Origin of the sequence: Helcococcus bovis, assembly GCF_046035835.1 — a bacterium.
GTDB classification, from domain to species: Bacteria; Bacillota; Clostridia; order Tissierellales; family Peptoniphilaceae; genus Helcococcus; species Helcococcus bovis.
This window is the reverse complement of sequence record NZ_JBFNGB010000004.1, coordinates 70,567-96,375: the sequence shown is the minus strand read 5'-3', so window position 1 is coordinate 96,375 and position 25,809 is coordinate 70,567. Positions and strand designations below refer to the sequence as shown.

General features: G+C 26.7%; 27 protein-coding genes and 1 other RNA gene. 2 read left to right on the top strand and 26 right to left on the bottom strand.

Annotation, left to right across the window (positions count from 1 at the left end):
* Together ABGF48_RS02375 and ABGF48_RS02370 are read right to left on the bottom strand one after the other, a co-directional pair.
* On the bottom strand, positions 1-1,781 hold a 1,781-nt coding region (locus tag ABGF48_RS02375; protein WP_408104755.1), incomplete at its 3' end, for an ABC transporter permease.
* 51 nt (positions 1,782-1,832) lie between these two features.
* Positions 1,833-2,174 (bottom strand): hypothetical protein, encoded by a 342-nt coding sequence (locus ABGF48_RS02370; RefSeq protein WP_408104754.1) that lies wholly within the window; start codon positions 2,172-2,174, stop codon positions 1,833-1,835.
* 194 nt (positions 2,175-2,368) lie between these two features.
* Between ABGF48_RS02370 and ABGF48_RS02365 the strand changes: the two genes are divergently transcribed.
* Positions 2,369-2,500 (top strand): hypothetical protein, encoded by a 132-nt coding sequence (locus ABGF48_RS02365; protein ID WP_408104753.1) that lies wholly within the window; start codon positions 2,369-2,371, stop codon positions 2,498-2,500.
* On the opposite strand, the gene ABGF48_RS02360 is transcribed toward ABGF48_RS02365, so the two are convergent.
* From ABGF48_RS02360 to ABGF48_RS02265, 20 genes are all read right to left on the bottom strand, one after another.
* The gene (locus ABGF48_RS02360; RefSeq protein ID WP_408104752.1) at positions 2,497-3,378 is read right to left on the bottom strand and encodes a helix-turn-helix domain-containing protein; all 882 of its coding nucleotides are present in this window, start codon (positions 3,376-3,378) and stop codon (positions 2,497-2,499) included. The two genes, ABGF48_RS02365 and ABGF48_RS02360, sit on opposite strands and share 4 nt — an antisense overlap.
* Before the next feature lie 173 nt (positions 3,379-3,551).
* Positions 3,552-4,691, bottom strand: coding sequence for a radical SAM family heme chaperone HemW (gene hemW / locus ABGF48_RS02355; RefSeq protein ID WP_408104751.1), 1,140 nt, complete (start codon positions 4,689-4,691; stop codon positions 3,552-3,554).
* Between the two features lie 12 nt (positions 4,692-4,703).
* On the bottom strand, positions 4,704-6,044 hold the full coding sequence (locus ABGF48_RS02350) for a sodium-dependent transporter (RefSeq protein WP_408104757.1): 1,341 nt from the start codon (positions 6,042-6,044) through the stop codon (positions 4,704-4,706).
* An 82-nt stretch (positions 6,045-6,126) separates the two neighbouring features.
* On the bottom strand, positions 6,127-6,552 hold the full coding sequence (gene dut / locus ABGF48_RS02345) for a dUTP diphosphatase (RefSeq protein ID WP_407933643.1): 426 nt from the start codon (positions 6,550-6,552) through the stop codon (positions 6,127-6,129).
* Between the two features lie 22 nt (positions 6,553-6,574).
* An RNA gene (gene rnpB, locus ABGF48_RS02340) (RNase P RNA component class A) lies at positions 6,575-7,088 on the bottom strand.
* Between the two features lie 36 nt (positions 7,089-7,124).
* On the bottom strand, positions 7,125-7,898 hold the full coding sequence (locus tag ABGF48_RS02335; RefSeq protein WP_408104750.1) for a Nif3-like dinuclear metal center hexameric protein: 774 nt from the start codon (positions 7,896-7,898) through the stop codon (positions 7,125-7,127).
* Positions 7,880-8,569, bottom strand: coding sequence for a tRNA (adenine(22)-N(1))-methyltransferase (locus ABGF48_RS02330; protein ID WP_408104749.1), 690 nt, complete (start codon positions 8,567-8,569; stop codon positions 7,880-7,882). Before ABGF48_RS02330 ends, ABGF48_RS02335 begins: the two co-directional genes overlap by 19 nt.
* A gap of 108 nt (positions 8,570-8,677) precedes the next feature.
* Complete coding sequence (gene rpoD / locus ABGF48_RS02325; RefSeq protein WP_408104748.1) at positions 8,678-10,702, bottom strand: RNA polymerase sigma factor RpoD; 2,025 nt, start codon at positions 10,700-10,702, stop codon at positions 8,678-8,680.
* Between the two features lie 9 nt (positions 10,703-10,711).
* Positions 10,712-12,475 carry a DNA primase gene (gene dnaG / locus ABGF48_RS02320; RefSeq protein WP_408104747.1) on the bottom strand — a complete coding sequence of 588 codons (1,764 nt, stop codon included), beginning with the start codon at positions 12,473-12,475 and terminating at the stop codon, positions 10,712-10,714.
* A 12-nt stretch (positions 12,476-12,487) separates the two neighbouring features.
* Positions 12,488-13,276, bottom strand: coding sequence for a pyruvate, water dikinase regulatory protein (locus tag ABGF48_RS02315; protein WP_408104746.1), 789 nt, complete (start codon positions 13,274-13,276; stop codon positions 12,488-12,490).
* Between the two features lie 5 nt (positions 13,277-13,281).
* Positions 13,282-15,354: a glycine--tRNA ligase subunit beta gene (gene glyS / locus ABGF48_RS02310; RefSeq protein ID WP_408104745.1), complete on the bottom strand. Its 2,073-nt coding sequence runs from the start codon at positions 15,352-15,354 to the stop codon at positions 13,282-13,284.
* On the bottom strand, positions 15,347-16,231 hold the full coding sequence (glyQ, locus tag ABGF48_RS02305; RefSeq protein WP_408104744.1) for a glycine--tRNA ligase subunit alpha: 885 nt from the start codon (positions 16,229-16,231) through the stop codon (positions 15,347-15,349). Before glyQ ends, glyS begins: the two co-directional genes overlap by 8 nt.
* Before the next feature lie 13 nt (positions 16,232-16,244).
* Positions 16,245-16,988, bottom strand: a complete 744-nt coding sequence (recO, locus tag ABGF48_RS02300) for a DNA repair protein RecO (protein ID WP_408104743.1) — start codon at positions 16,986-16,988, stop codon at positions 16,245-16,247.
* Positions 16,975-17,862: a GTPase Era gene (gene era, locus ABGF48_RS02295; RefSeq protein ID WP_408104742.1), complete on the bottom strand. Its 888-nt coding sequence runs from the start codon at positions 17,860-17,862 to the stop codon at positions 16,975-16,977. The genes recO and era overlap by 14 nt, the downstream gene beginning before the upstream one ends.
* Before the next feature lie 7 nt (positions 17,863-17,869).
* A complete protein-coding gene (locus ABGF48_RS02290) occupies positions 17,870-18,619 on the bottom strand; it encodes a diacylglycerol kinase (RefSeq protein ID WP_408104741.1) in 750 nt (249 codons plus the stop codon).
* Positions 18,616-19,065: an rRNA maturation RNase YbeY gene (ybeY, locus tag ABGF48_RS02285; RefSeq protein ID WP_408104740.1), complete on the bottom strand. Its 450-nt coding sequence runs from the start codon at positions 19,063-19,065 to the stop codon at positions 18,616-18,618. Before ybeY ends, ABGF48_RS02290 begins: the two co-directional genes overlap by 4 nt.
* Positions 19,037-20,038: a PhoH family protein gene (locus ABGF48_RS02280; RefSeq protein ID WP_408104739.1), complete on the bottom strand. Its 1,002-nt coding sequence runs from the start codon at positions 20,036-20,038 to the stop codon at positions 19,037-19,039. The genes ybeY and ABGF48_RS02280 overlap by 29 nt, the downstream gene beginning before the upstream one ends.
* A gap of 26 nt (positions 20,039-20,064) precedes the next feature.
* A complete protein-coding gene (locus tag ABGF48_RS02275; protein WP_408104738.1) occupies positions 20,065-20,454 on the bottom strand; it encodes a hypothetical protein in 390 nt (129 codons plus the stop codon).
* A 2-nt stretch (positions 20,455-20,456) separates the two neighbouring features.
* Positions 20,457-21,464: a flotillin-like protein FloA gene (gene floA, locus ABGF48_RS02270; protein WP_408104756.1), complete on the bottom strand. Its 1,008-nt coding sequence runs from the start codon at positions 21,462-21,464 to the stop codon at positions 20,457-20,459.
* Positions 21,465-21,488: 24 nt separating this feature from the next.
* Positions 21,489-21,980, bottom strand: a complete 492-nt coding sequence (locus ABGF48_RS02265) for an NfeD family protein (RefSeq protein WP_408104737.1) — start codon at positions 21,978-21,980, stop codon at positions 21,489-21,491.
* 132 nt (positions 21,981-22,112) lie between these two features.
* Here ABGF48_RS02265 and ABGF48_RS02260 point away from each other — a divergent pair, with 132 nt between their 5' ends.
* Positions 22,113-22,862, top strand: a complete 750-nt coding sequence (locus ABGF48_RS02260) for an HAD family hydrolase (protein ID WP_408104736.1) — start codon at positions 22,113-22,115, stop codon at positions 22,860-22,862.
* Positions 22,863-22,936: 74 nt separating this feature from the next.
* On the opposite strand, the gene ABGF48_RS02255 is transcribed toward ABGF48_RS02260, so the two are convergent.
* The 4 genes from ABGF48_RS02255 to prmA all read right to left on the bottom strand — a co-directional run bounded on the left by ABGF48_RS02255 (position 22,937) and on the right by prmA (position 25,803).
* Entirely contained in the window at positions 22,937-23,539 is a 603-nt protein-coding gene (locus ABGF48_RS02255) for a hypothetical protein (RefSeq protein ID WP_408104735.1), read from the bottom strand.
* A 354-nt stretch (positions 23,540-23,893) separates the two neighbouring features.
* Complete coding sequence (gene rpsU / locus ABGF48_RS02250; RefSeq protein WP_134711764.1) at positions 23,894-24,073, bottom strand: 30S ribosomal protein S21; 180 nt, start codon at positions 24,071-24,073, stop codon at positions 23,894-23,896.
* Between the two features lie 91 nt (positions 24,074-24,164).
* A complete protein-coding gene (locus ABGF48_RS02245) occupies positions 24,165-24,896 on the bottom strand; it encodes a 16S rRNA (uracil(1498)-N(3))-methyltransferase (protein WP_408104734.1) in 732 nt (243 codons plus the stop codon).
* Positions 24,889-25,803 carry a 50S ribosomal protein L11 methyltransferase gene (prmA, locus tag ABGF48_RS02240; protein ID WP_408104733.1) on the bottom strand — a complete coding sequence of 305 codons (915 nt, stop codon included), beginning with the start codon at positions 25,801-25,803 and terminating at the stop codon, positions 24,889-24,891. Before prmA ends, ABGF48_RS02245 begins: the two co-directional genes overlap by 8 nt.
* Between the last annotated feature and the right edge of the window lie 6 nt (positions 25,804-25,809).

The following is a 25,809-nucleotide window of genomic DNA, read 5'->3' as shown; positions in this document are numbered from 1 at the left end:
AAATGTTTTGTACTATTTCTATTTTGGGATTCATCAAAATTCGACTTAAATTTTTGATACTGAGAAAACATAAACCTTTGTTTCCCAATTGGTTTCACTTTATTATCAGATGATACATTATTTAATAAAATATTTTCGTATATATTAAATGGAGTCTTTTCTATTTTTTCACTAATCGATATCATATTATACATTAGTTTATCTTCAAATGATTGAGCTTTATAAAATTTATTTGAATCATTTTCAATATATCCATCTATTAAATTATTATAATTTTTTATTATTTTTTTTTGTTTTTCTACATTAATTTTTATAGATTCTGAAATATCTCCCTTATTTAGATTTTTTAGTTTTTTTTCTTCTAATGACAATTGTTCTTTATATATTCCTAATTTTCCTTCTTCCCTAAAGTTAAATTTAATGCCTTCTATAACTTTTGTAGTTTCAAAAACATGTAAAGAAAATACCAAAATCAAAGTTGAAAGTAAATATATTACAAAGCTTTGATTCTTAACTATTTTTCTTACTTCAAATTTGAATAAACTGTATTTCTTAACGTCAATTTCTTTTTCTTTATTATAAAATTTAACATTATATTTAAGTAATGTTATAGATACAATAATAAAGAATATTGATGATACGAAAAATATTAGTAAATAAATTAAACTATTATAATTTATATTTTTAATAATAAGTGCTCCATTTTTTTCTACGACATATTCTATTTTACCTTTTATGCTTCTAACATGGTCCATTGCATATATTGGATTAAATACTATTTTTAAGCTTTGAATATTTTCCGTAAATGTATATCCTAGTCCAAAAATTGATATTAAAGAACCTAAAGAAGCATATTTATTTCTAAATATTGTATTTATTAGTAATATTATCGAATATATTAAATTCATTATTATTGTAAATGAAAACAATATTAATAAAATTAATTCATATCCCTTAAAATACTTTGGCGCAATTCCATCATAAAATATTCTATATATTTCGCTAAATCCTCCTAAATTAATGCCTTGAACAAAACATATCAATGCAAAAAATATTAAAAAAGAGGAGAAATATATTATGGAAATTAAATTCATAGAAATTAGTTTTGAAATAACTAATTTTCTATAATTTATAGGTTGTGTTTTTAATAAATTGATTGTACCATCTTCTCTTTCCTTGCTTAAAATTCCATAAAATACTAATATTACAAAAAATAAAAATGGTATTCCAAATATTATCTTGCTGTTATATATTATTCTTCTCACATAGTTTGTAGACAAAAATTCAAAATATCCAATATTGGTATGTAAATCATTTTCTTTTATATATTCCATCTCAAAAATACCATATTTCCAGGATTTTAAATCATTTTCATCTTCTATTTCTAAACCATATTTTTTATTATATGCAATTGCATCTCTTAAATTATTATATTCTAGATAAAAAAATTCTTTACTTATATCATACTTTTCCTTAAATGTCTTTTTATAAATATTTGACATAAAATCCATAAGTTTTGGATAGTTTCTATAATGGTAATTAAACATTTTATCAAAATCTATTCCATAATTTTCCTTATTTACTAATTTATATTCATTTTTAGAAAAATTTTCATAAAAAATACTAAGAGGTGTCAAGCCCTCATATGAACTGTATTCTATATACAATCCATCTTTTGTATTTGAAATATAGTTTACATAAAAAGACATGATAATGGCAAAAATAACTGTAACTAATATTAATTTTGATTTATATATTTTTTTTAGTTCTAGTTTAATCATGTTAGCCTCTTATTTGATAAAAAGCTAGTCAAAAAGACTAGCTTTTTATATTTATTTATCAATATAATTAGAATATTTTCCTATGTCATATGGATTTGAAACTAGGTATAGTGTTCCAGAATAATAATGTAATGTACTTTCTGTCTTATCAACCTTTTTTCCTCTTTTTATATATCCTTCATAATACAAACCATTTTCTTGTACTCTCTTAAATACGTAAATCGAATTTGTACTTGCAGGCAGAGTTTCATTATAAATAAGCACTGTTTTAACCATCCCCATAGGAACAATCCTGTTATCAAATTTATCATACGCATATACTCCATTAAAACTTGAAAACACCAAGCCACATGCAAATACAAAAGCTACTATTTTTTTAATATTTTTTTTCATTTTCTTCTCCTACATTAATATTTTTTTTGTAAATTATAACTTACAACCCTATATTAATATAATTATTTTCGTTTAACAATGACATCGATGTCACTATTAAAATAAATTATCCAAAAATATTATATAAAGTGACATACATGTCATTGTAAAAACGTTTATTTTAAACTAATATATAAAAAAAGCAAGGAGAGATTATGAAAAAAGTTATTTTGTTTATTTCTATATTAATGTTGTTTAATTTTTTTGTAGCATCAAAAAAAGAAGAAAATCCTAAACCCGGTAACCCTCCTATTATTGACTGGTTTTCAGATTATAGGAAATATTAATATGTAAGAAAATATTTATAAAAATCAATTAATTGTTGTTGCTTAAATATAGTAGCTATTTTAATTGATTTTTGTATGTAATTTTTATAATCAATATCATTTATTTCTTTTTTTGATAATCCAATCAAGAAATATAATCTATCTAAGTTTTGATGCTTATTTTCTTTTTCTAGTTTAGAAACAATTTTAGAAAGTTCTTTTATTACAGTTTCAAATTGTTTTGTATTATAGATTGAATAATACTTATTATATATGAACTGTATATACAGTAAATCATCTTCTGAAATTGTTTTTTCCATAAAATCGATAATGTCATAATATATTTTTGTAATATTAAGATATTTATAATTAAACGAAATAACAAATAAAATTCTATATTCTATTTCGTTATATTCAAATAAATTAAATTTGTCAATTTCAAAATCAGGAATAGTTATTTTTAATGATTTATTCAAAATTTCTAATGAGCAATTAAAATTTCTATCATAAAAAAGTAATATCCCTTTAGCAAAAAAATATAATTGTTTAATTAGTATTTGACTTCTTGTTTTATCAAAATCATCATATCTAAGTTTTAAATCTTCAATGAAAACTTTTAATTTGTCAATTTCTCTATTGTCTAATATGATAAAAAGCTCTTTTCTTAAATTCAAGTAATCCGATATTTCGTTATTTTTTAGCCCTCTATAAATCTTAAACAAATCAATTTTTAATATTTCTGAAAATTGTTCTAGTTTTTCTATAGTAGGAGTAGATTCATTTAACTCTATTCTTATATATTGTCGGCGACTAATATTTAATTTATCTGCAAATTTTTCTAAAGTTAAGTTTTTAGATTTTCTTATTTCCCTAAGTTTATCTCCTAAATTATATCCCATAACATCTCCTACTACCTTTATTTTTTTCAATAATCATACCATAAAATTTATGTTAGTTCAAATTTAACAATTATAACAGATTCTAATTTTAAATAAAATAAAACAATAAAAAATCTCCTTACACCACATTAGCAATTCCAATAGGAATGAGGCTTAGTAGCATAAGGAGTTTTTTATATTTTATACAAATCTCTAAAAAACATATTACCATTATCAATACCAAAGTCAGTAAACTTGATATTAATTCCGTCATTTTCTAATATGCCATTTTCAATATTCTTCTTAAGTACATCTCCGTACTTTTCCATAATATCTATATTAAATCTTGTATTCATATCTAATATTTCAAAACCTTTTTGCATTCTTAGTTTTAACATCATATACTCTTTTTCTCTTGTATCTTTATCAAGATTTTCAACTTCTTGAATTGGCTTTTCTCCATTATCAATCATTTTAAAATATTCATCAAATTTTCTATGATTTGTGCATCTTGTTAGTCCAATATTAGAAGCTGCTCCCATACCGATACCTACATAATCTTGTAAATTCCAATATTTTTTGTTATGTAAACTTTCAAATTTTGACGATTTTGCAAAGCTGGAAATTTCATATTGATTAAATCCATTTAGCTTTAATGTATTTACAACCTTATGGTACATATTTCTTTCAATCTCCGGATCAAATAGTTCAATTTTCCCATCATTGAACCAAAGGTCAAAATATGTTTTTTCTTTAAGAATTAATGAATAATATGAAACGTGGTCTATATCTAATTTTGAAACAATTTCTAAATCTTTTTCCAAAACTTTCATATCCTGTTTAGGATTTGCAAGCATTAAATCTATGCTGATATTTTTACATCCGAGCTCTCGTAACATTTTTAACTTTTTAAATACTGTATAGCTATTGTGGATTCTCCCCATAATTCGTAATACATCGTTATTAAAGGTTTGTACTCCCATTGAAAATCTATTTACTCCATTTTCAAGATAAATTTTAATCTTTTCTTCTGTAACAGATTCGGGATTCATCTCAATGGTAATTTCTACATTTTCTGTTATTTTAAATGTATTTTTCAATTCTTTTAATATTTTATCCATATATGATGCTGCTAAATATGAAGGTGTGCCACCCCCGATATATACCGTATTTAATGAAATATTTTGATTTTTATATAAGCTAATTTCCTTTAACAAATATTCTACATAAAGGTCTATTTTTTCATCTTCATCTATATATGTTAAAAAATCACAGTAATTACATTTTTTCTGACAAAATGGAATATGCAAATATAATCCTATTGGATTTATCATATTAATTCCTTCCTAAAATGATATTTTGTAAATCAAGGCAATTAAACATAAAATTATTGCTAGTGGTGTGTATATCCATTTTCCTACAAAATACCATAATTTTCCAATTTTCTTTGAACTTCCTTTATTAATTTCTTCTATAATTTCTTCTTTTTTCCATACCCAGAACCATGAGAATGCACCTAATGCAGCTCCTATTGGAATTACATAGATTGAAACAAGATCCATCCATGGACCCCATCCACCTAAAATTGCTCCTTTTGTTTCAGCAATTGGCTCCATAAATATTCCTGCTGATAGAACTACAATACATAAAAGCACTAAAACAACTTTTCTGTTTGCGCCCTTTATCTTATATGTAATTGATTCTGTCACTGCTTCAAGCATGTTTTGCATTGAACTTACTCCACCGAATAGAACTGCTGTATACAAGATAACTGAAAAAATTTGTCCTAGTTGTATGTTTTGCAATACTTTAGGCAATGTATTAAATAGTAATCCCGGTCCAGAACTTTGATCTAATTTGAATGCAAATGCTGCCGGTATCATAACTAATGCTGCTACTAATGCTGCTAAAGTGTCAAATAAAGCTGTATTTTTAGCCCCATTTAAAATATCTACATCATCTCCAAGATATGAACCGTAAACTATCATCCCTGATCCAGTTATTGAAAGTGAAAAGAATGCTTGTCCCATCGCCCAAACCCATGTCATTGGATTTTTCAAATATGTCCAATCTGGTGTAAACATAAATTTATATCCCTCAATTGCTCCAGACATGAAAAATACTCTAATTGCAAGGATTAAGAATAGAATAAAAAATAGCGGCATAATTATTTTGTTTGTTTTTTCTATACTACTTACTCCGAATAATACCGTAATCATCGTAAATATTACGACAAATACATGATATGGAATCACTGAATAATTTTTAAACGCAAATGAATTAAACCATTCTTCCGGGTTTGCTGTCATCAACATTCCACTTAAAGAATCAACTAAAGCCTTAAACACATAAGAAATAATTACTGAATACCCTATTGCTATAGTCACCATTCCTATTAGTGGAATCCACCCTATAATTTTCCCAATCTTTTCTTTATTTCTTGTCTTCCAAGCATATTGATAAGAGCCAAGTGTACCTGTTTTTGATCTTCTACCAATTGCGTATTCTGATGAAAGACCTGTATAGCTAAAAATCATTATAAAGAACAAATAGCATAGTAAAAATGCTCCACCGCCATTTGATCCGACTTTGTAAGGGAAGCCCCATACATTAGCCATTCCTACTGCTGAACCGACACAGGCTATGATAAAACCCCATCTCGATTTGAATTTCAATTTCTCCATAATATCCTCCGTAATAGATTTTATTATACAGTAAATTTTAAAATAAAAAAAGGATAGAAATTCAAAATTCTATCCTAAAATTTCATTATCTTCCCGTTGAACCAATCCCACCTTCACCACGATGTGTTTCATCAAGTTCATCAACTAGCTCAATATCAACTCTTACATAAGGTTGAATAACCATTTGAGCAAGTCTGTCTCCATTGTGAATCACATGGTCCTTGTCAGAATTATTTACAAAAAAGATTTGAATGTCTCCCCTGTAATCACTGTCAATTATCCCTGTTGTGTTTGCTAATGTGATTCTGTGTTTGATTCCTGTTGAGGATCTTGGATATATGGCACCAAAATATCCTTCTGGAATTGCAACCTTTATACCTGTTGGAATTTTTACAACTTCATTTGGTTTCACAGTGACTGGTTCTTGATTGTTACAATACAAGTCAAATCCCGCTGAACCTTCAGTAGCATATTTAGGTTTAAACTTTTCTGTTACCATTTTTAATTTCATATCCATCTCCTATATAAAAAAATATGCGAGCATATTTATAAGCCGTGTTCTGTATTTGATAATCATCTATCTAGATGCATAGTCGCCTATGCATTCAAGCAATCTACCTACCGGACCTAGCCAGCTACTAGGTTTATATCCTATTCTGATCTTGCACCGAATGGGGTTTACATAGCCACATAGTTACCCATGTGCTGGTGAGCTCTTACCTCGCCTTTCCACCCTTACTGAACTCCTAACTTATGTGTTCAAGTTTTGAAATACTTAGGATTCCGTCGTCGAATCTTACTAATCGAAGCTTCCTTTTCGGTCGCTTTTCTTAGAGATTCTTGGCATGACACCTACTTTATACTTCAACTATTTCATGGTATTTTATACCATGAAATAGTTGAACGCATAAGTTAGGGGTTCAGCGGTATATCTCTGTTGCACTATCCTTAGAGTCGCCTCCACCAGACGTTATCTGGCATTCTGCTGTGTGGTGCACGGACTTTCCTCTCGTAATAATTATTACCAGCGATTATCTAACATACTCGCAATGAAATCTTACCACAATTATTGAAAATAATCAATTAAATGATTTTTGGCAAATATTTTTCATCATTATAATACTTAAAAATTTGAACTTTTTCAGGTAATTTTTCTTCTAGTAAAAATGATTCTATAAAATCAGCAAATAATCTTTCCGACCCTTCATGTGAAATGTCCAAAATTGAACATCCTTTTTCAAGAGTATCCATAGCATCATGATGAGTTACATCACCTGTAACGTATAAATCAACGCCTAAAGAAATTGCTTCATTTATAAAATCCATACCTGATCCTGAAACAAATCCTATTTTTTTGATGTCATTATTTGCATTGTAAAAAGTAACTTTATCTAATCCAAATCCTGTTTTTATGTTTGAAACTATTTCTTTTAAAGAGTGTTCAAATGTAGCAATTGAGCCATATCCATATTTTTCTTCAGTAGGAATGATTTTACCCTCAGATTTATATCCCATCTTCTCAAACAAAAATTCATTAAATCCACTTACATCTGAAGCAGTATGTGACGCATAAATACATATGTCATTCTTTATTGCTTTAATTATCTTTTTCCCCTTAAAATCATCAAATTGAATATTATTCACATTTGGAAAAATTATCGGATGATGGGAAATTATTAAATTACAATCATTTTGAATGGCATAATCTATAGATTCTTCTGTAATTTCAAGCACACATAAAATATTTTTAATTTCATCATTTTTATTTCCAACTTGAATACCACCATTATCCCATTTTTCTTGTAAATGTAAAGGATGTTTTTCTTCAAATTTTTCAATTATTTCTCGAATTTGCATAATAATCCTTCCAATGACTTGATTTCTTCCAAAATCTCTTGTTTTCTTCTATTTGTCTTTTCTGTATCTATTTTTTTTATACGAATGTATACATCCCTTAAATCTTGTATTTCAATCTCAATGATTTCTTTTGTGATATCATCTTTATTTAATACGTTATTTTTACCGTATTTATAAAATTCCTCTTTAAAATATTTTTCAACCGGCTCATTTTTCTTAAACTCAGCAACAATGATATTATAAAAATATCCTTCTTCCTTACAGATATTTTCGTCTATAATTTCAAAATTATTATCATGAAGCCATTTTCTCAAGTGAGTTTGAGAGTTATTTGGTTGAAGTATAAGTTTTTCAGCATTTTTAGCAACTTCTATCCCTCTTTCAAGAATTTCAGCAATCAAAAATCCTCCCATTCCTGAAATAATTATTTGATTAACTTCTTGATTTAATGCATATATACCATCTGTAACGATTGTTTCAATATTATAATTATTATTTTCCAATTTATCTCTAAGCTTTTGCAATGAATTTGCTGAAATATCTGTTGCAATAACTTTTTTAGGATTTTTTTCTTCATAAACTTTTATAGAAGTAATTCCATGATCTGCACCTATATCAGCAACTATTTTATTTTCATCTATATAACTTACTAAAATATCTAATCTTTTCATACTAATCCTTTTTGTAATTGAATGTTAAAATATACAAAAAATGTACATGTAAATTGTAATTTTTGGTAATTTACATGCACATCTAAACTTTCAAGTTAAAAGTTAATCTTAAAAACCTTCTAGGAAGTCTTTAATTTTATCACCTTTTCCTGGACGTTTTAATTTTCTAATCGCTTTTGCTTCAATTTGTCTGATACGTTCTCTTGTAACATCAAATTCTTTACCTACATCTTCCAATGTTTTAGGCACTCCATCTACAAGACCAAACCTTAATTCTATAACTCTTTTTTCTCTATCTGAAAGTGTTGAAAGAATCTCTTCTAATTGCTCTTTTAGCATTTTTTGATTTGCTGCTTCATCTGGTGCTAAAGCTTTTTCATCTTCAATAAAGTCTCCTAAATGTGAATCATCTTCTTCACCAATTGGAGCCTCTAATGAAACTGGTTCTTGAGAAATTTTTCTGACTTCTCTAACTTTTTCAACATCCAATCCCATCTCTTTAGCAATTTCCTCATTTGTAGGTGTTCTACCTAATTCTTGTACTAATTGTCTTTGAACACGAACAAGCTTATTAATCGTTTCAACCATGTGAACAGGAATTCTAATTGTGCGAGCTTGATCAGCTATAGCTCTTGTAATTGCTTGTCTTATCCACCATGTTGCATATGTTGAAAACTTAAATCCACGTTTATAATCAAATTTTTCTACCGCTTTCATTAAACCAAGATTTCCTTCTTGAATTAAGTCTAAGAAGCTCATACCTCTACCAACATATCTCTTTGCAATTGAAACTACAAGTCTTAAGTTTGTTTCTGCAAGTTTTCCTTTTGCATACTTACCAACTCTATATCTCTTTTTCAAATATTTGATATCAGCTTCATCTAATCCACTTCTTTGAATCATCTTTTCATTTAGTTTCCCACGTTCATAAATTTCTTTTAATGTATCATATTCATCAACACTTAATATGCATTTTGAATTATCTTTACATCTACCATTAATTCTATTTAATATTTTTTCAAGACCTATATCTAATTTATTATAATTTTCTTCTTCAAAGAACATTACCCCTCTATTATCTTTTTCATGTCTTTCTCTAACGATTAAATCAGAATACACGTAATATTTTAATATTTCATATTTAGTTTCCATAGAAAGTTTTTCACTTTCAGTTATAAGTTCAACGTCTAATCCATTAAATTCATTGAAAAAGTGATATTCTGTATCTGTTTTATCATTTATCTTCTTTGCCAATTTTATAATTGCATTTTTATTTTTATATGTGTATTCACAATTTTTTCTATATGAAGAAGTTTTTTTGCCATCCAATTCCAAATCAACCCCTTCTGGTAAAATTAAATCAAATATAATGGATTTTATCATTTCAATAGCAGTTGAAATATCGTTCATTTGATCATCTGAAATAATTGATTTATCAAGTCTTGTAACAACCAAATCATTTAAATATTTTAATAGATTTAACCCTTCTTTTTCATGTTCAGTTTCACTATCAGTACAATTTGTAAATTGTCTCATCATATAAATAAAATTTAATTCATTTATAGTTTTATTATCTATTTTTTTCCCTTCTTCAAGATTACTATTGCCAAAAATTATTTTTTTAGCTAAATCGAAATAAGCTTGTTTCTTAGACAACTCTACCTCTTCATCAATTGTATAAGGTTGATTTTCTATTGCTTTATAAGCTATCTCTCCTTCTTCCATTTGTCTTGAAAGTGTAATTTCTTCTTTTTTCGATAACAAATTCAATTTACCAATTTCTTTAAGATACATCTTTACAGGATCATCTACAAAAGCACCTTTAATTTCACTTATATCTTCGTCTTCTTCAGAATCATCGTCATAGTCTGGTGTTTCATCCTCTATACTATCATAGTCTACATCTTCATCATCATGTTCTGGTTCAACGAATCCATCTTTTAATAGGTCAATATCCATATCACTTAATTCTTTTTTCAATATTTCAATATCATCATATTCTAGGTTAGAATATCCATCAATTGACTCTAATTGTGAGATTAAAATTGTATCATTTTTTTCTTCAGCTAAAGACTTAGCTTCTTCTAAGATTGACAACCTTAAATTTTCCATTTCAATATCTTTATCCTTCATAAATCCTCCTTAAGTCAATTTTTGTAATAAATTAGTATATTCTAATAAAAGTTCTTTGTCGCCTCTTTTTTCTCTCAGCTCTTCTTTTATTTCACCTAATCTAGTTTGCAATTTGAATACTTCTATCCTATGTTTAAGTTCTTCCAATATACTATTCAACTTTACATCTTCATTTTTTATTAATTTATCATATTCTTTATTTAATCCCAAATTGATAAATGAGTCCATATTTAATACATCTTCAATAATAAGATTATCATTATAATATTTTTCAATTTTCTTATAAATTTTGGAATAATCTTCATTATCCAAAAAATCCTTAAATTCTCTAAGTAAATTAAAAGAAAATTCATTAATTAATGAATACAACAAAATTTCTCTTTGCAATAAGCTTTTTTTTGTATTTTCATTATTTACTGGTTTTTCTACATTTTTAATCACATTACTAGTATAACTTTTATACCCTATTTTATTATTATCAAAATGATTAGTGTTTCGAAAAGCATCTCTTTCTGAATTTTTCTTAATAATAATTTCAACATCATTTCTTAACGAATCCGTCGTAACTCCTATAAATTTAGCTGATTTATCAATGTATAAATCTCTTACTACATTTCCTTTTATGCTCGCTAAAAATTCAGTTATTCCTTTTATAAAATCAATTTGATTTTGACTTGATTCATAAAGTTTTTTTAATTTATAGTCTATAACATTAGATGCTTTATTTAGCATTTTTTCAAATGCTTCTCTTCCCTTTAATTTAATAAATTCATCTGGATCCATACCATTAGGAAACTCTAAAATTTTTAATTGTACATCCAAATTTTTAAATATTTCTATCGCTCTAAGAGTTGCTTTTATACCTGCTGTATCTCCATCATAAGCAATGTAAACTTCTTTAGAATATCTTAAAATAATCTTTGCCTGATCCTCTGTTAACGCAGTACCTAAAGATGCAAGAGCATAGTCAATTCCATGATTGTAAAGAGAAATTACATCCATATATCCTTCTACAAGGATAATTTTATCCTGCTTATTTCTTTTAATTACATTAACACCATAAACATTTTTACCTTTTATAAAAATATCCGATTCAGGAGAATTTAGATATTTTATATTATTGTTGTTTAATGTTCTACCACCAAATCCTATTACTTTATTTTTATTATTTAAAATTGGAAAGATAAGTCTATCTCTAAACTTATCATAATAACTTCCATTTTTTTCACCGATAAGACCTAAATCAAGCATATCTTGCTCTTCAAACCCTTCTTTTTTCAAGTATTTATATAAATCATTGTTATGATTTGCATAACCCAAAAAATATTTATTTAATATATTTTTACTTAATTGTCTTTCCATTAAATACTTTTGGGGTAATTGATTTGTTAGTAATTCCTTAAAATAAAATCTTGCCGCTTTTGAATTTATTTCGTATAATTTATTATTTCTTGAAATCTTTTCTTTAGAATATTCTGTCTCTTCTAATGACATTCCTAATTTTTCGGCTATAAATTTTACAGCATCAATATATTCTAAATTTTCCATTTTCATTATAAAAGATATTGCATCGCCACCTTCATGACAACCAAAACAATGAAAATTATTTCTTTCTCTATTAACCATAAAGGATGGAGTTTTTTCATTATGAAATGGACACAATCCCTTAAAACTAGATCCTGCCCTTTTTAGATCAACATATTCTGAAATTATATCTACAATGTCTATTCTCGATTTTAATTCTTCTATTTGTTGTTCTGGTATAAACCCCATATTAACCTCTGATTAATTTTCTATTTGTTCTATAACTTTAGCAGCTGTTTCCTCAATAGTAGATAAAGAAACATCTATAACTGTACATCCTAATTCTTCATATAATTTTTTTGCAAATTCCAATTCTTCATTAATTCTATTTTCACTTGCATATGCAGAATCTGTACTTAATCCTAATGTTAATAATCTTTGATTTCTTATTTCATTTAATTTTTGTGGATCAATAATTAACCCTATAAGTTTTTTCTTTTCAACTTCATAAATTTCCTTAGGAATTCCTATTTCTGGAACTAACGGTAAATTTGCAACTTTGTATGATTTATTTGCTAAATATACTGAAAGTGGTGTCTTAGATGTTCTTGATACACCCAATAATACTATATCAGCTTCCAAAAATCCTTTAGGATTTTTACCATCATCAAAGTTCATAGCAAATTCTATCGCTTCAATTTTATTAAAATATGAATTGTCTAAATCCCTCATTAATCCCGGCTTTCTATTAGCCTTTTGTCCTAAGAAATTTTCAATATGAGTTATTGGACTTAATAGTAAATCTATAACTTCAAATTCATCATTTTGATAACTTTTAATTTTATTTATAACTTCATCAACTACTACCGTCATCAAAACAATCGTTTTTCCCTCATTATGTTCAAAAATCTTTTCAACTTGTTCTGCATTTGTAATATTAGAATATCTTTTTCTATTAAATTCTACAGATGGAAATTGGATCATTATTGCATTTCCTAACTGATTAGCTGTTTCACCTGTTGAATCTGAAATAACATATAAATTAACCATAAATCTTACCTCACAATCTCTGTTGGATTAAATAACTCAAAAATCTTATCACTTAACATTTTAATAATAGATAATCTGTTTGTTTTTACTGCTTCATCATCTGAATTAACATGTGTATTATCTAAATATTTGTCCATTTCTACAACAATTTCTGATAATAAATCAAATGCTTCGTTAAATTTACCATCTAATTTTAATATATTTAATTCTTCTAATTGTTTAACTTTATCATATATATTTCTATCTTCATCCGTAAATATAGCTTCATTAATTTCAATTTTTTCAGCTTTTGATGATATATTCACTACTCTTACGTATTTAGATATTAAATCTTCAAAACTACTATTTGACTTTGATTTTTCATCTAATAAATTAATATTCTTATAGATTCCGTAAATATCATCGTTTTCTGTAGCTAATACAGAATCTATAATATCATATCTAAATCCTTCATCTAAAAGTAAATTTCTAAATCTAACTTTTATAAATTTAAAAAGTTTTTCTACAACTTCTTCAAATTCAAATGTTTGCCCAAAACTTTCAACATAATTATATAAAGCGTCTTTTATAATTTGCTTTATATTTACATTTATTCTATTGGTAATCAAAATATTTAATATTCCAAGTACAGCTCTTCTTTGACCATACATATCTTGAGATCCTGTAACTTCAATTCCTTTTGAATACAATCCTGAAATTGTATCAAATTTATCTGATAATGATAATAATGTTCCACTTGTTGTAGAAGGTAGTTCACCACCTGATTTTACAGGCATGTATTGTTCTTCTATGGCCTTTGCAACTAAAGAATTTTCTCCACTCTTACCAGCAAAAATCCTTCCCATAGTGCCTTGTAATTCAGTAAATTCAATTACAGTAGATGTAACCAAATCTGCTTTAGATAATTTTGCCGCTCTAGAAGCTATCTCTATAGCATCACTTCCACACTCGATATTCTGTCCAATAGTCACAACTAATTTTTCTAATCTTTGTGTCTTATCAAGCATATTTCCTAATCCCTCGTGATATCCTACTTTTTCAAGTTCAGGAATATATTCTTCAAGGTTCTTGGATATATCTTTATTGTAAAAGAATTTTGCATCTTCTAGTCTTGCTAGTAGAACTTTCTTGTTTCCTTCTGCTACATTTTTAATACCTTTGTCATCACCATTTCTAACGGAAATAAAGTATGGTAATAAATTATCTTCATCATCTAATACTGGGAAATATCTTTGGTGATCCATCATTGGTGTAATCACAACCTCTTTAGGTAAAGCTAAATATCCATTATCAAATTCTCCAATAAACGGTGTAGGATATTCATTAATTTGAATTACTTCTTCCAAAAGTTCTTCATTTTCTAAATAATGTCCACCCTTTTCTTTAGACAATCTATTGATTCCTCTTAGAATTAATTGTCTTCTTTTTTCTTCTGAAACAATAACGTAATTTTCTTCTAATTTTTCTTCGTACTCAGAAATTGAATTAATTTCTATTTCTGATTTTCCTAATGTTCTATGACCTTTAGTTACATTTGAAACTTTTATTCCTTCTAAGTCAAATTTTAATACCACATCATCTAATAAAGATACTATCCATCTAATCGGTCTTAAAAATCTAAGATTTTTTCCTCCCCATCTCATTTGTCTAGGATTTGAAATAGATCTTATCATTTGAGGAATTTCTAATTTTAGTAAATCATTTAATTTTACAGTGTCCTTAACGATTTTTGCATAAATATATTCTTCACCATTCAATTCTTGATAAGTTATATCTTTTAATTCAACATTTTTACTTTTTAAGAAACCTTGTAAAGCTCTTGAAGGATTTCCATCTTGATCAAATGCAATTTTTTTAGATGGTCCTTTTACAAGTTCTGTAGTATCTTTTTCTATAGATTTTATATCTTTTATTAATATTGAAAATCTTCTAGGAGTACTATTTATTGTCAAACTTTCAAAAGAAAAATTATTTTCATTAAAAGATTTTTCAATATAATTTTTAAATTGATTTTGAGTTGGTTTTATATATTTTGCAGGAAATTCTTCAACTCCAACTTCTAATAAATAATTACTCATGATTTTCCTCTTTTCTAAGTAATGGGAATCCCAATTCTTCTCTCTTTTCTAAATGATTTTCGGCAACTTTTCTTGCTAAATTTCTTACTCTTTGTATATATAAATTTCTATCGGACACCGAGATAGCTCCTCTAGCATCTAGAACATTAAATGCATGTGAACATTTTAAAACATAATCATATGAAGGCATTACTAATTTCATTTCACTTAATCTTTCAGATTCTTTTTCATACATATCAAATAATTTTTCAAGCATATCTACATTTGCATCTTCAAATGAATACTTTGAGTTTTCATATTCTGCAATTTTATATAAATCACCATAATATAAATCATCATTCCATTTTAAATCATAAACTGAATCTACATTTTGGATATACATTGCCAGTCTTTCAATACCCATTGTTATTTCGCCAACTTCAATATCTAAAGGAATTCCTCCTATTTGTTGGAAATATGTAAATTGTGTGATTTCCATACCATCAAGCCATACTTCCCAACCTACTCCCCAAGCTCCAAGTGTAGGTGATTCCCAGTTATCTTCAACAAATCTAATATCATGTATACTTGGATCTACACCTATTAATTCTAATGATTTTAAATATTTATCTTGAATGTCATCCGGTGTTGGTTTTAAAATAATCTGTAATTGATGATGTTGATATAGCCTATTTGGATTTTCACCATATCTTCCATCTGCTGGTCTTCTAGATGGTTCGACATAAACAGTATTCCAAGGTTCTGGTCCCAATGATCTTAAAAATGTATTTGGATTCATAGTTCCAGCACCTTTTTCAATATCATATGGTTCTAAAATAACCGCACCATTTTGTGCCCAATAATTTTTTAATGTTTCAATCATTTGTTGTAAATGCATGCATTTCTCCTCATTAACTAATCCCAATTAATTTTGATAATGTTTTATATGAATTAGGTACAGAAATTTCTGTATTATATCTAATAAAATTAATTAAAATTTTTAAAAACTTCTTTTCATCTACTTTATTATCTATTATATCAATTTTTTCATAAATCTGTACTAAAATACTACACAGATACTCATATTCTAAAAAATCAAGCCTTATACAATCATGGTTTTGATGATCTTCACATAAAATACCGCCTCTTGATTCAGAAAAAAATATTTCCTTAAATTTTTTCTTTCTACAAGCTACACAATTAAAAAGTACTGGTTTATAACCTAAAATTGATATGATTTTTATTAAAAACATATTTAAAATAGTAATGTATTTATTACTTAAATTTAAATAATGTATTGATTTTATAAGTAAATCATATATTATCTCATTTTTCTCATTTTTAAACATTGTTCTTTCTATTATATCAAAAAATATCTGAGTTATATATATCTTAATAATATTATTTCTTAAATGTAAATTATCTTTGATAATCTCTCCATCTTTAATATAATAAAAATCCTTCAATTTAGTTAATTCAAAATTAGCTTCAGTAAAAACAGAAACTAAATTTTGCTTTTTTGACTTTGGATTTTTAACCCCCCTTGCCATCACAGAAATAATTCCTTCTTCTCTTGTGAAAACAGTAAGAATTTTGCTAGTTTCTCCATAATCAACAGCTCTAAATACTATTCCTCTTAAATTATATATAGCCAAAATCCTTTACCCTTGAATCTTTCTTTCTCCAGTCTTTTGCAACTTTTACCCATATTTTTAAGTTAACTTTTGTATCAAGTAGATTTTCAATATCCCTTCTAGCTTGAGTACCAATTTTTTTTAGCATCGAACCTCCCTTACCTATCACCATTCCTTTATGAGAATTTTGTTCAACGTAAAGATTTACTTCTATTTGCATTTTTCCTGTATCTTCATTTTCTGAAATTTTAAGCACTTCAACTGCAATTCCATGTGGAATTTCATCATACATATTTCTTAAAACTTTTTCTCTTATAATTTCAGCAATGATATTTCTTTCGGGTTGATCAGTTATCATATCACCTGGATAATATTGTGGTCCTTCTTCTAACAAGGAATAAACTGTATCAAGATATTCTTGATAATTTGTTTGTTCTAATGCAGAAATAGGAATAACTTTCTCAAACTTATTCATTGCTCTATACTTAGATACAATTTCTTCAACTTGCTCTTGATTTTCAGCTGTGTCTATCTTATTAACCAATAAAATAACTTTAGTATTTACCCCATCTAAAATATCTATGATATATTGATCCAATTTACCAATATCATCACTCATATCTACCATGAATGTAATTAAATCAACTTCATTTAACGTACTTTTTGATGCTGATAGCATATAGTCTCCAAGTTTATTTTTAGGCATTTGAATACCTGGAGTATCTAAAAATACAACTTGCATATCTTCATTGGTAAGCACCATTTGTATTTTATTTCTAGTTGTTTGTGGTTTATCAGATATTATTGAAATTTTTTCTCCAATCAAACCATTTAATAATGTTGATTTACCAACATTCGGTCTACCTATAACCGTAATAAATCCTGATTTAAACATAATTCTCCTAAATGTAATTTATAAATATAATCACTGCCAACAATATTCCTAATATTGCACCAATTATTATTTCTTTTAATGTGTGTATCTTGGCTTCGTATCTAGATTCTCCAACAATTGAAGCAAGTAAGAATAATAATATACCTATTATGTAGTTTTTAGATATTATATATCCTATTGTAGCAATATTAAATGCTAATGAAGTATGTCCTGATACACTACCACCAAATAAATGAGTTGTGTTCTTCTTGAAAAATATACCTTTTAATAGTAGTGTTAAAAGCATAACTACACCTATTGATATCACTACAAGATGTTCTTGATTAATCATTATTCTTTGAAACACGTTTTTACTTATAAATATAGTTTTTAATTTAGGGTATAGCAATAAATACCCTACAATAAGAGAGTTTACCGACATTAACAAAACTGCTCCCGCTGAAATGTCCTTAGTTTTTTTAGCAAGCTCATGATATTTTCCATCAATCGTTAGATCTGTTAACGTTTCAATAGCTGTGTTTATAAGTTCTGTAACTAGTACAAGCATTGTAGTAATTGCAATAATGATAAGTTCAACTCTAGTAAAATCCAATAAAAATGATAAAATCAAAACCATAGTTGCAATAACAATATGAATTTTCATATTTCTTTCAGTATTTACACTTTCAATAATTCCATTTATTGCATTATCAAACGACGAAGCTATTTTATTATTATTTTTTATCTTATCACGTTCCTCAGTGTCATAATTTTTCATTTAAAAATCCCTAAATTTTTCATTATTTCTTTTTCTTTAGATCGCATTTCAATTTTTTCATCTTCTTCCATATGATCATATCCCAAAAGATGCAACATGGAATGAACTGCTAAATACACAAATTCTCTTTCTTCAGAATGTCCGAATTCCTTAGCTTGTTCCTTAACTCTTTCACTACAAATTACTATATCTCCTAACATTCCTTCTTCAGGAATATATTCTCTTTCAAATAATGGAAAACTTAAAACATCAGTAACATTATCATTTCCTCTATATTCTGCATTTAATTGCTTGATTTCCTCAGCATCAACTACTGAAATAGAAATTTCATAATCTGTTCCATATCCTGTATTTTTAAGCGTTTCTACTAATGCTTGCTCTATTTTATTTTCCAATTCTTCATTTAATCTTATTAAATCATTTTGATTGTCTATCAGAATTTGCATCATTCATCCTTTTTTCATATTTATCATAAGCATCGATTATTCTTTGAACAAGTGGATGTCTAACAACGTCATTTTTGTCAAGATCCACGAATTCTATGCCTTCAACATTTTTTAGGATATTTCTAATTGTTATCAATCCAGATTTTTTACCATTTGGTAAATCAAGTTGAGTAATATCCCCTGTAATTATAGCTTTTGAGCCATATCCAAGTCTTGTTAAAAACATTTTCATCTGTTGAGGTGTTGTATTTTGTGCCTCATCTAAAATAACATAGGAATTATCAAGTGTTCTACCTCTCATGTATGCCAAAGGTGCTACTTCTATATTTCCCTTTTCCATCAATTTTTGATAAGTTTCTGGCCCCATAATTTCAAATAAAGCATCGTACAATGGTCTCAAATATGGATCAATTTTTTCTTGTAAATCACCAGGTAAAAATCCTAGACTTTCTCCAGCTTCAACTGCAGGTCTTGTCAAAATAATTCTTGAAACTTCTTTATTTTTAAAAGCCTCAATAGCCATAGCCATAGCCAAATAAGTCTTCCCCGTACCAGCTGGTCCAACACCAAAAACTACTCCGTTTTTTCTGATTATATCTACATACCTTTTTTGTCCAATAGTTTTTGGCCTAATTGGTTTCCCTTGATACGTTGTAACTAAAATATCATTTAAATAATTTTTAATGCTTTCACTATTGTTTTGTTTTTCCATGTTGACTGCATATCTAACATCTTCAAAACTAAGCATTCCTTTTGTTTCGATAATTTCAAATAAAATATCCAATAAATGTATTACCAAATTTATAATTTCTTCATCACCTTTAATTTTTAATTTATTATCTGCAATCTTAATTTTGACCCCGAACTCTTTTTCAATATAATTAATATTTTTATCTAAATTTCCAAATAAAATATTTAATTTATCAATTTTTTTTACGTTATAAACTAACTCTTTAATAACATCCTCCCACATAAGTAAAAATATAGAGGATGAATCCTCTATATTTTTCTTTCAAAAATTATACTGTGAATGAAAGATTTTCTAGCCGAATTTCTTTTTCTCAATTCTTTAGATAATGGGCTTTCTACTTTATTATCTTTGTTATTTATAGCCTTAAAATTTTCTAAATAATCATCATAATCTTTTACTGTATCAGATAATTCTGATTCTCCTTCATCACTATAATAGTAAAGATTATCCTTAAAATATTCTCTATTACCATATTTTTCTTCAAATGTTGAAGCTTTTTTTGATAATGTATTTTTTGATTTTGTTTGCCCATTTTTCTTAATTTTTTTTGTATAAGTTTTATTGTTTTTCAATTTTTCATTTTCAATTTCTAAATTTATTTCATCAACTATTGCTTTTAATGAATCAATAATTTTCACAATTATTCTCCATCTTTATTGCTCATGTCTTCACCAGCAATATTATTTCTCATAGTTGTATCAGCTTTAACATTTTCCAATTTAAAGTAATCCATTACTCCCAATTTTCCGCTTCTTAACGCTTCAGCTAATGCCAATGGAACTTGTGATTCAGCCTCAACTACTTTAGCTTTCATACGTCTTACTTCTGCTTGCATTTCTTGTTCTTGAGCAACAGCCATAGCTCTTCTTTCTTCAGCTTTTGCTTGAGCAATTTTCTTATCAGCTTCTGCTTGATCAGCTTGTAATGCAGCTCCTATATTTCTCCCTACATCAACATCAGCTATATCAATTGACAAAATTTCAAATGCTGTACCTGAATCTAAACCTTTCGACAATACATTTTTAGAAATTGAATCCGGATTTTCCAATACATCTTTATGTGATTTTGAAGAGCCAACAGTTGTAACAATACCTTCACCAACTCTTGATATAATCGTTTCTTCTCCAGCACCACCAACTAATCTATCTAAATTTGCTCTTACAGTAACTTTTGCAACTGCTTTAATTTCAATACCATCCATTGCAACCGCTGCAATAACAGGTGTTTCGATTACTTTTGGATTTACAGAAATTTGTACAGCTTGGAAAACATCTCTACCAGCTAAATCAATAGCTGCAGCTTGTTCAAATTCCAAATCTATATCAGCTCTTTGTGCTGCAATAAGAGCGTCAACAACCTTGTTTACATCCCCACCAGATAAATAGTGAGCTTCTAATTCATTAATCTTAATATTAATCCCACCTTTTGTTGCCTTGATTAATGGATTAATAATTCTTGAAGGTGCTACCCTTCTCATTCTCATTCCTATTAAAGTTCCCAATCCAACTTTTACCCCTGAGAAGAATGCTGTTATCCATAATCCAACAGGAATAAATGTTAGAAATATTGATAATATAAATATCAAAATCGCTACTAGAATAATCAATCCAAAAAAGTTTGAATCGCTAGTTTGACTTAATGCTAACATCAAAAAATTTGTCATGCATACCTCCTATTTAATTTCCTTTACATAAATTTGATTTTTTTCTATCCTTTCAACTTTTACATCGGAATCCTTTGAAATAAAATCCCCAAAAGAAACAGCATTGTAAAGCTTTCCTTCTATTTTAACCAACCCTGATGGTCTTAAAGTTTTTTCAACTATACCTTCCTTATTAATCAAATCAAGACTAATAGGATCAACTGACTTTGACTTGGTTTTTGACATGTTATCTCTTAAAACTAATCTATTTTTATCAAAATTCTTAAAAAATATTTTAATAATAATTAAAGAGATAGACAGTGATAATAAAATAGAAATTATCAGACATAAAAATATATTATCTATATTTTTAATTGCAAGAAAAGATTCAAAAATTAAATAAATTCCTGTAATTCCTATTATTCCAAAACTAGGAATAAAAAGTTCCATTATCAAAGCTGTTAAACCAAGAGTAAGTACGATAACAAAAACAACATCATTAGTTATAATCCCTGTTAACATATGCTCCTCCTTATATTACCGTTACCCATAATTTAATATAATACACTAAATTTTTATGTATATATTTATATTACCACATTTTTCTGATATTATTAATATTAAAATTAAAATATTAACATAGAAGGATTAAAAATGATAAAAAATATTATATTAGATTTAGATGAGACATTAATTGAAACTAAAAAATCATTAAATAATTTTGTAAGATCAATACACAATAATTTTTTCAATACTATTGATTTTGAAATTTTTAATAAAGTATTTTATGACGAAATAAAAAAAGAGTACAAAAATCTAGAAAACAAAGAGTTTTTTCATTTAGGAATAGGATATCTAGATATATTTTTTGAAAATGGGCTGGATAGATTTATAGGAATAAGAGAAGCTAATATAATGAGAGAAAAAATTATATTAAGCATATTATCTAAACTAAATGTATCATATCAAGATAATCTATCCACTAAAATTTTAAGATTTATGATGTCTAAATGGCAAAATTATCTAGAAAAAATTGATGGAGTTGATCAATTTTTAGAAAGCTTAAGCAATTACAAATTATATCTTTTAACAGATGGATTCACTGACACTCAATTATCAAGAGCGTATTTCTTAAAACTAGATAAATATTTTGAAAAATCTTACGCCTCTGAAGATCTTGAAACAGGTAAGAAATTTTCCACACCCTTCATGATATTGATGAAGGAAAATAACTTAGCACCTGAAGAAACCTTAATGATTGGAGATAACTACACATCCGACTACTTAGGATCAAAAAATTGTGGAATTACGCCAATTTATTTTGATAGATATAATAGAGATGATATTGCGTTATTGAAGGCATCTAATTATGATGAATTGCTTGAAATAATAAATAGTTTGTAATTCAAATAAGGTGTTGCAAAACATCCATTTAATTTATGGTTATTTTGTAACACCTCTATTTTATATTTAATATATTATTTCATATTACTTAAAATGCTAATCAATTTTTTTGTTACTTTAGAAGATACTCCTAGCATATCTTGATAATATTGAGTAGAATCTTTTTTTATTTTATTATTATCATAATTTACCGTGATCCTTATTAAATAATCCTTAAATTTCAATATATTTGAAATAGTAGATTCAGAATTAGAATTCGGAATAAACGAATAAGAATCAAATGTATACCTGTCAACTTCATTAGAATTATTATATATATTAATAAAAACACTAGCCTTATATTTTAAATTATCTTTAGAAGTATATTTAATAAAAAATACATTTGTATTATCATTTTCATCTGTTCTAGCTGATTTATTATTAAAAGTTATATCTGGCTCAACCATTAAAATATATTTTGATAACTCTCCACCTGAAGAATCCACCATATTATAATCTTCTAAACTATAATTTTTTAATATGTATTGATAAAAATTATAAAATTTTTCATTTAACGAAGTTTTATTATTTTTTAAGTCTTCATAGTTAATTGTTTTTTCATCTTTTTTTTGATTTTTAAAATTAGTACAAGATGTACAAAATAAAATTAAACTTACTAATAATAATATTTTTTTCATATATTTCTCCCCAATCTTTATACGAAAACGAGTTTATGTTAAACCTCTTAATACAATTTATTTACCTCCTAAAATATTTGTAAATGTTTTCTTTTTTTTAAAAATACCACACTTATTTTAATTAGTCAAAAAAATATCATTATACTAATATAATACTTACTACTCCTAAATTTGTTAATTATTTATGACAAACTATCTCTTATATCATTTGATTATTTAAATTGGCTCTACAATAAATAGTGTTGGTGGATAAAATTCACCAACAATACCTGTGCCCTATGGGTATTTGACAAAGAACCTTTAAATTTAAACAAAAAAGAACTAGCTACCGTAGTAACTAGTTTTGATAACAAATTATCCTCTTCTTTTTTTTCTTTTTGCTGCGTCGATTTTTCTCTTTCTTACAACACTTGGTTTTTCATAGTGTTCTTTTCTTTTGTATTCTGAAAGAACTCCTGTACGCGCACATTGTCTTTTAAATCTTTTTAAAGCACTGTCGATTGATTCGTTTTCACCTACTCTGATTTCTGTCATGTATTTCACCTCCCCACATGCTTTAATGTTTAACCACGAGGTTTACCTAATAATTATATATGAATGCCCTTCATTTTTCAAGCAAAATATTTTATTTTAAATTTATATCTCCTTTTTCATATTGAATCATCGAAATCAATGCTATTGCTGCTGTTTCAGTTCTTAAAATTCTACTTCCCAAATTAACAACTTTTGCACCTGCTGATTCAATTTTTTCTACTTCAGATTCAGAAAATCCTCCTTCTGGTCCAATTATTATATTTATTTTCTTAAAATCATCTTTAAGTAAAGTTTCTTTTAATGTGATTCCTCTATTTTCATAAGCTATAACAGTAAATTTATCTTTAATTTCATTTATCATTTCATTAAACGAAACTAAAGGCAAAACTTCTGGTATAATTGATCTTTTTGACTGTTTAGCAGCAGATGATGCAATTTCTTGATATCTTATAAGTTTCTTTTTTTCTTTTTTAGCATCCCATTTTACTATTGTTCTAGAAGATTCAAATGGAATAATCTTATTAACTCCCAATTCCACCGCTTTTTGAATTATTAACTCAAGCTTATCTGATTTTGGTAATCCTTGATATAAATTGATTTTAATATTTGACTCACTATAATCTTCTTTTTGAGAAATAATTTCACAAATCGCAAAATCTTTAGAAATTTCCTTAAGTTTTACAGTATAAACAACCCCTAAAATCACAACCTCAAATTCCTCATTTTCTGTTATTCTCAATACATTTATATGATGTAAATTTCCTTCAGAAATATAAATTTCTCCATTATTTAAACTATTTTCATTTTCAAAAAATCTATGCATTTTTTTTACCTGCTGAAATTAATACCCAGTCATTTTTATATTTTGTATCTATTACTTCAAATCCCTTTGATTCTAATTTATCTTTTACTAATTTTTCTTTTTCTTTAATAATTCCAGATAAAACCAATCTCCCATTTTCTTTTAAGAAATCATCAACATCATCTAGCATAACCACTATTATCTCAGCAAGAATATTAGCAAAAATCAAATCATATTTATTTTTAACATTGGAAAACAAATTAGATTCAAAAGCATTTAATTCAACATTATTAATAATAGCATTTTCTTTTGTTGATGCTATGGCTATTTTATCAATATCACAAGCATCTACTTGATTTGCATTTAATTTTTTAGCAAGAATGGATAAAATCCCTGAACCACAACCAATATCAAGAATATCCTTACCTATTAAATTATCATTTTCAACGTACTCCATACACATTGAAGTTGTTTCATGAGTACCTGTTCCAAAAGCCATTTTAGGATCAATCTCAATTATTATTCTATCCGTTTCAGGTCTTTCTTCCCATGATGGTTTAATAAAAATTTTATTTCCTATATTAAAACTTTTATATGATTTTTTCCACTCTTCTTCCCAGTTTGAATTATCAATAAATAATTCTTCAGATTCAAAATTTTCAATTTTCTGAATTAAAAAATTTCTCAATCTTTCTAATTCACTTTTTCCTAAATCACTTTCCTCAAAATATACACCATAAGAAATAGTTCCATTATCAACTACTTTAATATCAGAAATTTCCCATTCAGGTAATTCCATCAATAAATTTCGTTTTTCAATAGGATCATCAACTTCAAACCCTATATTTTCAAAATTGTATATATTCGATTGAATAAGTTCATCAAATTTTCTATCTAGTGTAAATTTTAATAATAAATAACTTTCCATAATTCC